The sequence below is a fragment of the Kiloniella sp. genome (genome assembly GCF_965205715.1).
In the GTDB taxonomy this organism is placed as follows: Bacteria; Pseudomonadota; Alphaproteobacteria; order Kiloniellales; family Kiloniellaceae; genus Kiloniella.
Genome location: NZ_CBDBHW010000014.1, coordinates 1,672,059 through 1,685,447, shown reverse-complemented (window position 1 = coordinate 1,685,447; position 13,389 = coordinate 1,672,059). Strand labels below are relative to the sequence as shown.

The 13,389-nt window shown below is 47.6% G+C and carries 13 protein-coding genes; 7 read left to right on the top strand and 6 right to left on the bottom strand.

Annotated features, from left to right (window positions below):
- Positions 1-71: 71 nt before the first annotated feature.
- Positions 72-860, bottom strand: coding sequence for a hypothetical protein (locus ACOGW3_RS25175; protein ID WP_419905438.1), 789 nt, complete (start codon positions 858-860; stop codon positions 72-74).
- A gap of 274 nt (positions 861-1,134) precedes the next feature.
- Here ACOGW3_RS25175 and ACOGW3_RS25170 point away from each other — a divergent pair, with 274 nt between their 5' ends.
- The 7 genes from ACOGW3_RS25170 to istB all read left to right on the top strand — a co-directional run bounded on the left by ACOGW3_RS25170 (position 1,135) and on the right by istB (position 7,100).
- Positions 1,135-1,593 carry an organic hydroperoxide resistance protein gene (locus ACOGW3_RS25170; RefSeq protein ID WP_419905437.1) on the top strand — a complete coding sequence of 153 codons (459 nt, stop codon included), beginning with the start codon at positions 1,135-1,137 and terminating at the stop codon, positions 1,591-1,593.
- A 212-nt stretch (positions 1,594-1,805) separates the two neighbouring features.
- Complete coding sequence (locus ACOGW3_RS25165) at positions 1,806-2,300, top strand: MarR family winged helix-turn-helix transcriptional regulator (RefSeq protein ID WP_419905436.1); 495 nt, start codon at positions 1,806-1,808, stop codon at positions 2,298-2,300.
- Positions 2,301-2,443: 143 nt separating this feature from the next.
- Positions 2,444-3,109: an acyl-homoserine-lactone synthase gene (locus tag ACOGW3_RS25160; protein ID WP_419905435.1), complete on the top strand. Its 666-nt coding sequence runs from the start codon at positions 2,444-2,446 to the stop codon at positions 3,107-3,109.
- A gap of 84 nt (positions 3,110-3,193) precedes the next feature.
- On the top strand, positions 3,194-3,907 hold the full coding sequence (locus ACOGW3_RS25155) for an autoinducer binding domain-containing protein (protein WP_419905434.1): 714 nt from the start codon (positions 3,194-3,196) through the stop codon (positions 3,905-3,907).
- A gap of 294 nt (positions 3,908-4,201) precedes the next feature.
- Positions 4,202-4,456: a hypothetical protein gene (locus ACOGW3_RS25150; protein ID WP_419905433.1), complete on the top strand. Its 255-nt coding sequence runs from the start codon at positions 4,202-4,204 to the stop codon at positions 4,454-4,456.
- A 326-nt stretch (positions 4,457-4,782) separates the two neighbouring features.
- On the top strand, positions 4,783-6,291 hold the full coding sequence (istA, locus tag ACOGW3_RS25145) for an IS21 family transposase (protein ID WP_419901087.1): 1,509 nt from the start codon (positions 4,783-4,785) through the stop codon (positions 6,289-6,291).
- Positions 6,288-7,100, top strand: a complete 813-nt coding sequence (gene istB / locus ACOGW3_RS25140; RefSeq protein WP_419901088.1) for an IS21-like element helper ATPase IstB — start codon at positions 6,288-6,290, stop codon at positions 7,098-7,100. Before istA ends, istB begins: the two co-directional genes overlap by 4 nt.
- 243 nt (positions 7,101-7,343) lie before the next feature.
- Here istB and ACOGW3_RS25135 read toward each other — a convergent pair whose 3' ends face one another.
- The 5 genes from ACOGW3_RS25135 to ACOGW3_RS25115 all read right to left on the bottom strand — a co-directional run bounded on the left by ACOGW3_RS25135 (position 7,344) and on the right by ACOGW3_RS25115 (position 13,337).
- Positions 7,344-7,526, bottom strand: coding sequence for a hypothetical protein (locus tag ACOGW3_RS25135; protein ID WP_419905432.1), 183 nt, complete (start codon positions 7,524-7,526; stop codon positions 7,344-7,346).
- Positions 7,527-7,660: 134 nt separating this feature from the next.
- A complete protein-coding gene (locus ACOGW3_RS25130) occupies positions 7,661-8,326 on the bottom strand; it encodes an RloB family protein (protein ID WP_419905431.1) in 666 nt (221 codons plus the stop codon).
- Positions 8,319-9,683, bottom strand: a complete 1,365-nt coding sequence (locus tag ACOGW3_RS25125) for an AAA family ATPase (protein WP_419905430.1) — start codon at positions 9,681-9,683, stop codon at positions 8,319-8,321. Before ACOGW3_RS25125 ends, ACOGW3_RS25130 begins: the two co-directional genes overlap by 8 nt.
- A 411-nt stretch (positions 9,684-10,094) precedes the next feature.
- Positions 10,095-12,578 carry a GcvT family protein gene (locus ACOGW3_RS25120; RefSeq protein WP_419905429.1) on the bottom strand — a complete coding sequence of 828 codons (2,484 nt, stop codon included), beginning with the start codon at positions 12,576-12,578 and terminating at the stop codon, positions 10,095-10,097.
- 132 nt (positions 12,579-12,710) lie between these two features.
- Positions 12,711-13,337 (bottom strand): helix-turn-helix domain-containing protein, encoded by a 627-nt coding sequence (locus ACOGW3_RS25115; RefSeq protein ID WP_419905428.1) that lies wholly within the window; start codon positions 13,335-13,337, stop codon positions 12,711-12,713.
- Positions 13,338-13,389 lie beyond the last annotated feature (52 nt).

Sequence of the window (13,389 nt, the reverse complement as noted above, 5' to 3'; positions counted from 1 at the left end):
AAGGTTGGTCTAAAGAAAAGGCCTCAAGTCAGGACAGTAACTTAAGGCCTATCATCTTTTATTGTTTGGCTTTATTGAGTCTTACTCAACTGTAGCTCATTGTTTGAAAAGCTTTCAACTTCACCGGTAATAAGGCGACCTTCCCAACCGGCTTTTACCTTTTCATGATAGCTAACCGTCAAAGACTTTAGCTTTTCAACAAAGGAGGTTTTGGCCTTGTCTTTGGCTGTGTTATTAGGGTGCCATTCGCTGGTTTTCCACTCGTGGTTCACAGGCTTTTCAAAGCCATAGATTTCTGGATTAACAGCAAGCGTATAAGCAAAATACTGGTTTTCTTTGGCAAATGTGTGACCACTGATCAGGACGACATTTGGCCACTGATATCCTTTATCGGCGGTATATTTGACGGCCGTTTTCCAGTATCTTCCATACCAGTTTGTTGATCTTATTTCCCCTCTGGAATGATTTAACCACATGCAATCCTGTTTTCCGCCCCCGAAATTATCGAGTGTTTTGAGGAAATGAACACCTTTGCGACTACAACTTTTTGTTGCCTTGAAGCCACCTGATGTTGGTTGGTCATTGGTGGAGACTTCAATCGTATTGGCAATAATTCCGTCTTTTTCCTGAACCAAAAGCAAGTAGAGGTTCACTTCATTCGCACTGTTCCGTTTTGTATGGGTAGCGGCAACTTCCCATTGTCCCTCTGGAAGGGGGGATACCAGTTCGCCAAAACCAAATCTAAAGTTACCTTCTAAAATGTCGCCCTGTTTATAGCCAACATCTCCTGTATTGGTACCCGTGGTTTGACAAGCTGTTAGTCCTGTTAACAAAAGAACTGTAAGTAAAAATTTATGCATTATATTCGCTCTTTGGTATGAGATATTTTTAGTGGTGTGGTGTAATTTTTTAGCTGGATATTATTTGTGAAGAGTATATGCGGATTAGAAAATTAAAACTAAAAAGTGTGGTTTGGGAGGAAAATTTTCTTCATATCACAAAGTCGCCTTTCGTAATTTTCCAGCAAAATATTTTTTCTTGAATACTTTAAATTGTGCACAATATAATAATGCACAGTTTAAAGTATTGTTATTCCATAAACCCTGTTATTCTTCAAACCAAGGAGATCAAATCATGAGCACTCAAACCCAAAGACCCGAAACGCAAAGACCCGAAAAAATCATCTACACTGCTGTTGCCGAAGCCACGGGCGGGCGCGAGGGCGCTGTGAAGTCTAACGACGGCGCGCTCGACTTTCCGTTGACCACGCCAAAAGAGCTCGGCGGGGCCGGGACCTTTGGGGTTAATCCAGAGCAGATGTTCGCCGCGGGTTATGCCGCCTGTTTTATTGGCGCGCTCAAGGTGGTGTCCGGTCAGGAAAAGGTCAAACTACCCGATGGCACCAAGATCGAAGGTGAAGTCGGCATCGGCCCGATCACCGGCGGGTACAACATCGCGGTGACCCTGAACATCGATCTGCCCGGCCTTGAAGCAGGTATCGCCAATGACCTCATTACCAAAGCGCACGGGGTCTGCCCCTATTCCAACGCGACCCGCGGTAACATTGATGTGGAACTGAAACTGGTTTCTTAGTTTCCAGGGTCTATAGACCCGTTTAGTTGGGATTGCCCCTCTTGTCTCTGGCCTTGATCCTCCCCCGATCAGCAGTGGCCAAGGCAGATAAGTGCGGGGCAATCCCTTCTTTCGATAGTAGGGCTTAAAGGGATAAAGCTTTGGCGTTGCAAATAACAGGAGTGCCAGTAATCTAGAGCAGATGTTCCCTACACTCGGATTGCTGTATAACCATGAGCCAGACAATTGATACCCCCCAAAAAAATGAGGCTGACCAGCCCAAGGAGGCCCACCCTCCCAGGGTGTCGCATCTGGAAGAGCAGCTTTGCTTTGCGCTTTATAGCAGTTCACAGGCGATCATCAAGAAATACCAGCCTTATCTGAAACAGATGAACCTGACCTATCCGCAGTATCTGGTTTACCTCGCACTAGAACCGAAAGACTGCACCACGGTCAATGCGCTGGGGGCAGACCTCGGCCTTGATTCCGGCACCCTGTCGCCGTTGCTCAAACGTATGGAGGCCAATGGCTATGTCAGCCGTAATCGCGCCGCCGAAGACGAACGCAAGGTGATGATTTCTTTAACAGCGGAAGGGCGCGCGCTGGAGCAGGGCATCGCGACCATGCAAGAGGCTGTCGCCTGTTCCACCGGCCTTAATAACAAAGAGTTCCAGAGCCTGTTGGTACAACTCCACGATTTGAGTAACAAGCTGACATCGCCCAATTAGAGCTAAACCAGCCAAAGCTAATTCAAGGGCTGCTCCCTGATAGGGGTGATGGCGTGTTCTCACCAAATGATTGTAAAGCATCAGGGATGCTCAGGTATTAATTGTAATAAACTTTTCTCTCCTAAAAACCAACGGAGAGTAAAATGTTTTTCCAAATTGATCCGAGCCAGCACAACAATTTCCAACCACAGATCAAGTCGATGTTTGAATTGCGGTACCGGGTGTTTTGTGAGCGGTTGGGTTGGGTGCCTGGCGACAATCAAATGGAGCGCGACGCATTTGATGATCAGGAACCGAGCTATCTCATCAAGCAGGAGGCCGACGGGACAGTATCTGCCTGCGTGCGTTTATTACCCTCAACGGGTGCCAATATGTTGCGCGATACCTTTCCAGAGTTACTGGCCGGGGCCGTGTGCCCTGCTGCGCCCGATATTATGGAATCAAGCCGTTTTGCCGTGGATACCGCGCTGTTACGCAGCCGCGGCGATCTAGAGCTTTCCAAAACCACCTATGAGCTTTTCCTCTCCATGATCGAGTTTGGTCTCGGCCGTGGCCTGAACCAGATCATCACGGTGACAGATTTGCGTATGGAGCGTCTGGTCAAGCGGGCCAACTGGCCTTATGAGCGTTTGGGCGAACCGCAAAGGCAGATGGATGGCGGCAAGGTTGTCAAGGCGGTTGCCCTGGCGGTTGAGGTCTCTGAACGGGCGCGACAGGCTGTGGGGGAAAAGGCCGGACTTTACAATCCGGTCCTGTTTCAACCTGTTGTCAGCTGGACGTCAGGTAAGGGGAATAGGATTGCCAGTTAAAGTTTAAAAAACTGGATTGGCACACGGCACTCTACCCTATATTACTAGGGTAGAGTGTTTATCTGTATACGGGATTTGTTTGAATTGAAATACGCGGTATTGGAAAAATCTATTGCCGAGATGAAACTGTGCGCAACGCCAGATGCCTTACGGGAATGTTTTTCCACAATAATTTCAAAGCTCGGTTTTCAACAATTCGCCTATATGCGTTTTGCCCGTAATAACGTCGATATTGAACATTCGATTTACACCTTTAGCGAAGCCTGGAAAATTAAATACTTCCAGGAGGGCTATGATCAGGTTGATCCGGTATTTGTCGAGGCCTTCAGTACCAATGACACCTTTTTCTGGTCGGCGTGCATGCCTGAATTTTCCAAGGGGCAGGAAGCTTTTTTTAAAGAGGCCACCGCCTATGGAATTTTCAACGGCCTGACCACGCCCTTGAAGTCGAACGCCAAGGCCAAGGCCATTATGACCATCGTTGCCGCGCGCACAAAAGAAAACCAGCAGATGAGATCTGCCCCCCCAGAGACGGTGGCTCTGATCCGAATTCTATCCGAGTGCTTCCATCAGGTTGCGATCCAGATCCTGGTCCCGGATGACCTCCAGCTCAAACCCCGGCAAAAACAGGTTCTGACCATGGCGTCCTATGGCATGTCATCGCGGGAAATTGCGGCGGGTTTGGTGAAATCCGAAGCCTACATTAATGAGCTGATCACCGGAATTTTACACAAGCTGGGCACCCAATCACGCCCCGCTGCGGTTCGCCGCGCACAGGAATTGGGTCTATTGGATTAATGGGTTGGATTAACTGAGATGAAAAAAAATTTCACAACCCTTATTTCCTAGGGTTTTATTAAGCTTCACGATTGCATAGGCTATACACTTATTAGTTGATATGAGCCTCGAGTCAAGCAGTGTTACGTGCTTTCGGCTGTTGTTATTTCTTCTTTGCGTGGGGGTACGCCAAGATCTTGAAATGATAAAACCAATGCTGTGAAACCAAGTTGCAAGACCTGTTTTGTGTCTAAAAATAGTGAACTTGGAATGACAGACGAGGGGCCGTTTAAAAAAGTATGTGAGGGGGCCAAAATGATGACAGAGGGTAGTAAGGCACTGCTTTTCGCACTTGATGCCGTGTCTGCCATGGATACAGAGGCCAGAGTGCGGTCAATTTCAATAGCTAAATCAGAGGCAAGTTCAAGGCCCGGATTAGGAACTGCTGCCAGCGCGGTAGATCTGGATAGACTGGCGAAAAATATTGAAAAATCCGAAAAACTAAGACGCTGTGGTACTGAAGACCTTTGGGAAAATCTGGGCGAAGACGGAGACTTGGAACTCGCCTGATTTGAAGAGGACATGTATTAAAAGCTAAAGCTCTTTCTCCTGATAAATCGCGACAACACTTCCAGCACTGTTGAATTAACAGATCCTGCCCTTATACCCCGGCAAGTGCGGCGGAAGAGGTCGCGTAACCCGATTTCACACGCAGGTGTTCAGCGACAATAACCTTGGCCGGTTGCGACAACCACCTTGGCCGGTGGATCTGATCATTAAAAAGGGCGTGCCCGTTTGATAATCAGATCCACCGGCCAAGGCTTAATTTGGTGTTAGTTACAAGCTGCTGTGAGTTGATAAATTAGGAACCTCTAGATGTAATTGGAGGAACCTGTTTGCCGTATAAATTTATCACAGATGAACAACTGAGACTTTACATGACAGATAGAAAAACTCATGGTCAACGAACCGCCGCTGCCCGCGCAGGGTTTAGCGAACGCACGGCCCGCCGATTTGACGTTGATGCGACTTTACCGTCACAACGCAATATAAAGCGAGGGCGAACAGTTTCTGATCCGCTTGAAGATATCTGGGATAAGGACATCCTTCCCATTTTGGATAAAGACAACTCGGTCAAACCCATTACTTTGTTGCGCCACATACAGAGCCTCTATCCGCTCCGTTTTCCCGATGACCGTGTCAAGCGCACGTTAGAGCGCCGAGTTCGGGGATGGCGGGCTCTGAATGGCCCTGAAAAGGATATCATTTTCAGGCAAACACCTGAGCCGGGTTACATGGGCCAATCAGATTTCACGGATGCAGCCGACTTAAGTATTACCATTGCAGGAGATCCTTTGGTGCATCGGCTCTATCATTTTGTTCTGGTATATAGCCGATGGGAACATGTTGGGGTCGTACTTGGCGGTGAGAGTTTTACAGCCCTTGCGGAGAACTTACAAAATGCGCTTTGGTCCTTGGGGGGCGCTCCTGAAAACCACCGGACCGACAGCCTGTCTGCGGCCTTTCGGAATTTGAGCGTTGAGGAAAAGGAGGACATTACCAAACGTTATTCTGCTTTTGTTGAGCACTACGGTATGGAGGCCAGTCGAAATAACAGAGGGGAATCACACGAGAACGGTGCCATTGAATCTCACCACGGTCACCTTAAGACTGCGATAAAGCAGGCCCTGATTTTGCGTGGCAGTAATGACTTTGACACTTTGGATGAGTATCGGCGATTTTTGGACGAGCTGATTGCTAGACGGAACAAACATCGTGACCAAGATATCCAAACAGAGTTGAAATCTCTCAAGGCGTTACCTCCTCGGCGAACAACAGATTACACTGAAGTCGTGTCGAGAGTTACCAAAACAAGTGGTTTTTTAGTTAAGCAGGTTTTTTATAGCGCCCCTTCTCGCCTAATTGGTCAACGCTTGCGTGTCCATATTTACGATAACCGGATAGAAGCCTATCTAGGCAGCACTCATGTCGTCAGCCATTCTCGTGAGCGGGGGCACGGCAAAGGCCCCCGCATTCATGTTATCAATTATCATCACGTCATTCATGCTCTCAAACGTAAACCTCAGGCACTCGCCAATTCTATTTATCGTGACAGTATTTTTCCAAGAACCGAGTACTCCCTGGCCTGGACATTGTTTCAGAAAAAGTTGTCCCGCAGAGATGCGTGTCGTCAGATGGTTGGGATACTTTTCCTTGCGCACGAAGAGGCTTGTGAGGCCGAAGTCGCGCACCTGATTTCGAGAGAAATCAATGCAGGAAGGCTACCTTGCGCAAAAAAACTTAAGCTGAATATCACAAAAAAGAACACGGATTTACCTCCTGATATTCCCGTGGTTCAACCTTCATTATCAGTCTTTGATACTCTGTTGGAGGATCGGGCATGACAAACATTGAAGTGGATCAGCACAAGCTGCCTCTTATGCTAACTGACTTACGATTACCCAGCTTTCACAAACACTGGCAAGATATCGCAATCCAATCCGACAAGGAGGGCTGGTCAGCAGCCAGGTTCCTTGCCGTTTTGGCCGAATATGAATTGGCCGAAAGGGACACGCGACGCATTCAACGCCATCTCAACGCATCAAACCTGCTGGGCGGAAAAACTCTGGCCACTTTTAACTTCAAGCGGCTGCCTAACGTGAAAAAGGCGCAGGTCGAAGCCTTGTCTGCCGGTGACTGGATTGACGCAAGAGCAAATCTGATTGCCATTGGAAATTCAGGGGGAGGAAAAACTCATCTCCTATGCGCCGTAGGTTATGCTCTTATAGAGGCTGGATACCGTGTGCTCTATACGCAAACCAGTGATCTGGTGCAAAAACTCCAGGCTGCCAGACGTGAACTTATGCTCGAAAACGCCCTCGCAAAACTCGATAAATTTGATCTCATCATTCTCGATGATATTACCTATGCACAAAGGGATATATCTGAAACATCCGTGCTCTTTGAATTGATCGCCAGACGATATGAGTACCGAAGTATTGCAATTGCTGCCAATCAACCTTTTAGCGGATGGGACAATATTTTTCAAGATAAGGCCATGACCGTTGCAGCAATCGATCGTCTTGTTCACCACTCAACCATTCTTGAGATGAATATCGACAGCTACAGACAATGGGAAGCCGCCCAAAATCTCAAAAAAATGTTGCGGAAAACCACAAACAAAAAGGTGAAAAATATGCCTGAAGCATCGTAAATAAACGTCAGATCACAGCCGCATCAAAAGCGGCCAAGGTGGTTGACGCAACCGGACAAAGTGGTTGACGCTCTACACGCAGGTATAAATCAAGCTTGTGTTCATCAAATCAGGATCTCGGAATAACGCCGATCGGCAGGTCCTGACTGCTCCACGCCTCCATCCCGGAATAAACACCGAGGTCCGTTTATTTAAAATATCTGGGCAAAAGATCGCGCGTGGCAACGAATATCGGCCCAGAATTTAAACAAGATCTGCAATAGACTTAGCGCGCTGTCCCCGATCAAGATCCTCTTGAACGACATTGAGAGAATACGCGCGGTCGTCGGTTCTTAATGTTGTGACATCCAGCTTCTTCTGCTTCTGCGTAGCACAACCCCCAACAAGCAAAGCCGCACAATAACAAACCAACCCTAAAACCCGCATTATCTATCCTCTCAGATAAAAATATATTCATTGAGTACGCGAATATTTCTGATCTGGTGTCTAAGGGTAAGGGTATTTCATCTGGAAGCTGAGTTTTGTGTAAGTATGGTCTTAATAAATTATAGTGAAAAATATTAATCTCTAATAGAGTTCAATATTTTTTCCATAAATACATAAACTCTTGTTCCGATAGTGTTTTGCCATCGATCTCTTGGAGCAATATCAAGTCTTTTTGCTCTCTCTATAGCTTCTTCTACTCCGTGCCAAAAATCATCGATATTGAGGTTCGAAGGATTGAAGCTACCTAGAATTGAACGAATTTCTTTCTTTAATGGGGAATGCTGTTCTTTAGGTCTTTTTTGATTAGCAAATAGTTCAGCCAGTTTTTCTTCCGAGTATTCTGTTGGGCATTTTAAATGCAAGAGTAACCAAACTTCGAAACATGGATTGCTCAAAGCTAAAAGATATTGCTTTTGGCCGCATAAAGTGGCGACTTCTGAAATCTGAGCTTCATCCCAAGACTGTTTATCCCTATCAATTACTAGGCATAGTTCATCTCTTGAATTTAGTCCCATCTTTGAATGGTGCTTCTTGAGTTCTTCTAATACGTGTTTAGGTGAGCTAGATTGAGAATCTCTCTTTAAAATTTCAATATGAATTCTTGATGAACGTTCTACGCACTTTTCCTTCACTCCCTCAAAATATTGGGGCTCTGTTTCCGTTCCCTCAGTGGCAAGGACGATTAGTGATGGGTCCCGTGTTCCGCTAATACGGGAGAAATTGCGGCGATCTCTACCCATTAGAATTTAATTTAAATAGTTTCCGGGAATTTGAAAGGCGAGGAAGGCCTCCGAATCTACCTGCAAGATATCCTCGACGAACATCTTTATCAAATCGAGGTTGATATTCTTCAAGTGAGTAAAGTGTAGAGTGAGTATTTTTTTGGACGAACCAAATTTCATCTTTCCGTACAAGATCCTGATCCAAAAGATTTGTTTCATGTGTGGTGACGATAATTTGGCTCTGTTTTCCTGCAGTATTTTCAAGGAAAGTTTTAATAATTGATGTAGTAATATCTGGGTGGAGACTTCGATTTAACTCGTCAATTACATACACTTTTTCATCTGCAGAGGCATCTAAAAAACCTGGAGCCATATCCAACAGACGTTGCGTCCCATTTGATTCTTCGTTGATATTAAATAAAACTTTATCGCCGTTGGACTTTAAGTGTCCAGTCATTAATTTGTATGCTTCAATATCTCCTTCTTTGGGTTTTCTTATTAGATATCTAGTGTTATGAGGTGCTGCTAATAATACGCCTGAATTATCTTCTAGATCGTCAAGTATTGACTGTTTGATTTCTTCTGGAACATCGGTGACATCAGATTTAAAATCAAGCTGCTGGAGTTCTAAGCTGTCTATTCCTGTGTCGTAATTTTTTAGGATATTGGCGATATCCTTACTGGATTCTCTATCTTTGTGAATTGTGATTTCTAAGCCAGCAAATTTTGATTCTGGAAATATGATGGTTAATATATGCTCAAACCAAAATATTACTTCTGATATTCCAGTCAAATATTCAAGTTGAGTAGTAACATTTCGTTCTTTGCATTCGTTCAAAAACAAACGGTTTTCAGGTGTTCCTTTAGATGTGAACTCAAGATATTGTTCATCCTTTTCATTCTCATAAGTTATGTTACCGAACTGAAATTTAGTTTCACCGTTAATCTGTTCACGGTTAAATATTAGTTCGTCTTTTCGACGATCGATTTTATATAACCATTCTTCTTTAATGGAATCATTATCAGCAGAGAACCCATACGAATAGTTGTTCGAGCCAACCTTAATTTCGAATTCGAATCTTGAAGGTTTTTTTTCCGGCCTACTTTCAAGTTTGTAAGGGTCGAACGGGATTTTTTTTCCAGACCTTACTCCGTGATTAACCATTACCTGTACGTGTTGCATTGCCTTTATTAAGTTTGACTTTCCTGAAGCATTTGAACCATAGATTATTGCCGTTTTTAATGCACTAATATCGGTACTATTTTTGGCCTTAATTATGTGCTCAGGGTGTCTCCTAACTTTACTAGGAACTAAAGATAATTCAGCTCGATCTTTGAAGGATCTGAAATTTTCGGCTGTGAATCTTAATAGCAATTTTATGTCGCCTAGTTAAATGTGAAAAAATCACCTTAAGCATTAATGGATTATTGTATATTAGTCCATGGTATAACGTATGATGAGATAAAATCACATTAAAATAAATTTATTATAGTAAGCTGGTTTTGAAGTTTAGAGTGATAATTCATATTCTTATCAGATTTCTCCCCCCCAAAAAAAAATACCGCAACACTCGCTGGAGTGCTGCGGCAGAGTTGGTCCCGGATTTGGAACCCAGCTAATGGTTTATACAGATCTCTGAGGCTTTGTGGGGTCTCGAGGTCCGTACGAGGGCTTTCTTAAGGCCCGGTTCGCAGGGGGGGTGAGCTAATGAAAACTCTGCCACTGAGACTGGCTGGTACATCAGTGGCAGAGCTTCCGTCAGACTTATCAGTCCTCTGCTTTAGGTCAATCCTCTGACTTAGGTCGGGCCGCTTTTGGATCGTAAAGCGGTTTTAGCGAGAGGCTGGTTTTGAAACGCTCACAGGCGATCTCGACAGAGAAATCATCTTCGTTGACCCAGTCAGCCGTCACTCCTCCTTTGTCTCCCTCGGCATCGTTATAAACGTAGGCCAAACCAATGGTCGCGCCGAGAGTATGGCTGAACATGCCTGCGGTGACTTTACCAACGATCTTGTCGCCTTTATAGACCGGCTCGTTGTGGTACATCATCCCGTTGGGATCTTCGAGTTTCAGCGATACCATGCGTTTTGGCAGCGGCTTGCCTTTTTGTTCCAGCAGGGCTTCGCGGCCGATAAATCCACCCGGTTTGTCCCAGGCAACGGCAAAGCCGAGGCCAGCTTCCAGGACCGTGTCTTCGTCGGTGATATCGTGGCCCCAGTGGCGGAAACCTTTTTCCAGACGCAGGGTGTTGACCGCATGCATGCCGCCGGGCTTGAGGTCAAACTCTGCGCCTGCTTCCATCAGGGTGTCATAAACGTGGACCGCAAATTCTGCGGGCACGTAAAGCTCCCAACCGAGCTCACCGACATAGGTGATACGGCCGGCGCTGATCTTGGCGTAGCCGAGCTCGATTTCCTGACAGGTGCCAAAAGGGAAGGCGGCGTTGGACAGATCGGTCGGGGTGACCTTGCTCAACACTTTACGGCTGTTCGGTCCCATGAGGGCAAAGAGCGCATAGCCCGAGGTCACATCGGTGGCGATGCAGTGACTGTCGGCCGGAATGTGTGAGTTCAGGAAGTGGAAGTCACGGGTCTGGGTGCCACCAGAGGACAGCACCATGAACTTGTTTTCCGCCAACCGGGTCACGGTCAGATCGGCCTCGATCCCGCCGCGATCGTTAAGCCACTGGGTATAAACCATTTTGCCGTTGGGCACGTCGATGTTGGCGCCGGAAATGCGGTTGAGCACGGGGAGGGCATCCTTGCCCTGGACCATGAATTTACCGAACGAGCTCATATCAAACAGGGCGACGTTTTCACGAGCGGCCTTACATTCCACGCCACACCAGTCGTGCCAGTTCTGACGGCCATAGGAGTATTCGTATTTTGGCTCGATGCCTTCAGGGGCAAAGAAGTTGGCGCGTTCCCAGCCCGCCATTTCACCAAAGCAGGCGTTGGCTTTTTCCAGACGATCGTGAATGGGAGAGCGTTTGACGTTACGGCTGGTCACCGGCTGTTTGTGCGGCCAGTGCATTTCGTAAAGCAGGCCGAGGGCTTCGGTGGTGCGATCATAGAGGTACTTGTCACCACCCTGGAACGGCTGCACGCGGCGGATATCCACATCCCACATATCAACCGGGCAGTTGCCCTGAACAATCCAGTCGGCAAGGATTTTACCTGCGCCACCCGCAGACTGAATACCCGTGGAGTTAAAGCCCGCCGCGACAAAGAAGTTCTTCATTTCAGGTGCTTCGCCGAGATAAAAACGGTTGTCCGGGGTAAAGCTTTCCGGGCCGTTGAAGAAGGTGTGAATGCCCGCTGTTTCCAGCAGTGGAATACGCGCCATAGCGTTTTCAAGCGCCGGGGTGAACTGGTCCCAGTTTTCCGGTAGTTCGTCAAAGCAGAAGTTATCAGGGATGCCTTTGTGGCCCCACGGCACGGCGTTGGGCTCAAAACAACCGATCAGCAGCTTTCCGGCGTCTTCCTTGTAATAGTTGTATCCGTCGGGATCGCGCAGGGTCGGCAGTTTAGGAAGACCGTCGATGGCTTCTGTGACGATGTAATAGTGCTCTGCCGCGTGCAATGGCACATTAACGCCGACTTTCTTGGCGATTTCGCGCGCCCACATGCCGCCGCAGTTGACCACGATCTCGGCGCGGATTTCACCCTGATCGGTGACAACGCCTGTGACCTTGCCGCCGTTGGGGCCGGGTTCGGTGATGATGTCTTCAACCTTGATGCCTTCGATGATGGTGGCTCCGCCCATACGCGCGCCTTTTGCCAGGGCTTGCGTGGTATCAATCGGGTTGGTCTGGCCATCGCCGGGCAGATACACACCGCCGACAAGGTTCGACACATCGGCAATTGGGTAGTGCTCGAGGATCTGTTCCGGCGTAATGACATCGACTTCAAGGCCAAAGTTACGCGCCATGGAGGCACCGCGCTTGAGCTCTTCCAAACGACCGGCAGTCTGAGCAACAGAGACGGAGCCTGTGTGTTTGAGGCCGGTTTCCTGTCCGGTTTCCGCGGCGAGGTTTTTGTAAAGCTCGGCGGTGTACTTTGCCATCTTGGTCAGGTTTTCCGTCGCGCGGAGCTGTCCAACCAGACCGGCAGCATGCCAGGTGGTTCCACAGGTGAGCTGCTTTCTTTCCAGCAACACAACGTCTTTCCAACCAAGCTTGGTCAGGTGATAGGCCACAGAGCAACCGATAACGCCGCCACCAATGATGACAACCTGTGCCTGTTCCGGAAGTGTCTTTTTATTCGCCATCTTACTTAATCCTGCAAGGGGGGACATTGTCCCTTTTTAATTAGGTCTTTAGCTTTATTCTTAACTCAGTGTTCTTCTTGGTTAGGGCTTATGTTGAAACGAAAGTCCCAACTAAAACCCGTCAATTGACGGTCAATAATGTGGGGGAGAAAGTATCCAGAGTACTTCTGCTGTTTCCTCGCCGTTGTTATAGGTTCTGTGCGGATCGCCGGCGTTGATGCGAAAGCTGTCGCCGATGCTGAGTTCATAGCTTTTGTCCGCGATTTCAACCACGATAGATCCTTTGATGATATGACCGGAGATCTCAATGGTTTCGCGGGTGATTTTTTCGTCGCCCGTGGCGGCACCGGGCTCAAACGTGCCCATGATCATCTCGACATCGCCGCTGAGATCGGGTGACATCAACTCTTCGGACATGCCGGACCCGGTAAAGCTGAGGCGGCGGCGATTACTGGCGCGCACGATGTGGGCTTTTTCGGTTGGGTCAGCGTCGTCCTCGCCGTGGAAAAACCACGAGTTCGATACTTCAAGCGCCGCAGAGATCTTGTTCAGGATCGGAATGGAGATAGAGGATATGCCGCGTTCGATCTGGCTGACATAGCCCACAGACTTGCCGATCTTCTCTGCCAGCGTGGTCACCGACATGCGCTTGGCCTTGCGCAAATCCCGGATTTGCACCCCGACGGTCACAGACTCTTCTTCCAGATCGTTTTTATGGAGGGCTTCTACTTTAGCCGTCTGAATTTTTAACCGGGCCATATCTCACCAAACTCATTTCATCCTGTTCGGCATAATAAAGGCAGAGCTAAAT

What these genes read in the sequence shown, in the direction of transcription:
- ACOGW3_RS25130 (WP_419905431.1), bottom strand. Translation starts at nt 8,326, where the DNA reads ATGGGTAGAGATCGCCGCAATTTCTCCCGTATTAGCGGAACACGGGAC.
- ACOGW3_RS25115 (WP_419905428.1), bottom strand. Translation starts at nt 13,337, where the DNA reads ATGGCCCGGTTAAAAATTCAGACGGCTAAAGTAGAAGCCCTCCATAAA.
- ACOGW3_RS25175 (WP_419905438.1), bottom strand. Translation starts at nt 860, where the DNA reads ATGCATAAATTTTTACTTACAGTTCTTTTGTTAACAGGACTAACAGCT.
- ACOGW3_RS25170 (WP_419905437.1), top strand. Translation starts at nt 1,135, where the DNA reads ATGAGCACTCAAACCCAAAGACCCGAAACGCAAAGACCCGAAAAAATC.
- ACOGW3_RS25135 (WP_419905432.1), bottom strand. Translation starts at nt 7,526, where the DNA reads ATGCGGGTTTTAGGGTTGGTTTGTTATTGTGCGGCTTTGCTTGTTGGG.
- ACOGW3_RS25120 (WP_419905429.1), bottom strand. Translation starts at nt 12,578, where the DNA reads ATGGCGAATAAAAAGACACTTCCGGAACAGGCACAGGTTGTCATCATT.
- istB (WP_419901088.1), top strand. Translation starts at nt 6,288, where the DNA reads ATGACAAACATTGAAGTGGATCAGCACAAGCTGCCTCTTATGCTAACT.
- ACOGW3_RS25165 (WP_419905436.1), top strand. Translation starts at nt 1,806, where the DNA reads ATGAGCCAGACAATTGATACCCCCCAAAAAAATGAGGCTGACCAGCCC.
- ACOGW3_RS25160 (WP_419905435.1), top strand. Translation starts at nt 2,444, where the DNA reads ATGTTTTTCCAAATTGATCCGAGCCAGCACAACAATTTCCAACCACAG.
- ACOGW3_RS25150 (WP_419905433.1), top strand. Translation starts at nt 4,202, where the DNA reads ATGATGACAGAGGGTAGTAAGGCACTGCTTTTCGCACTTGATGCCGTG.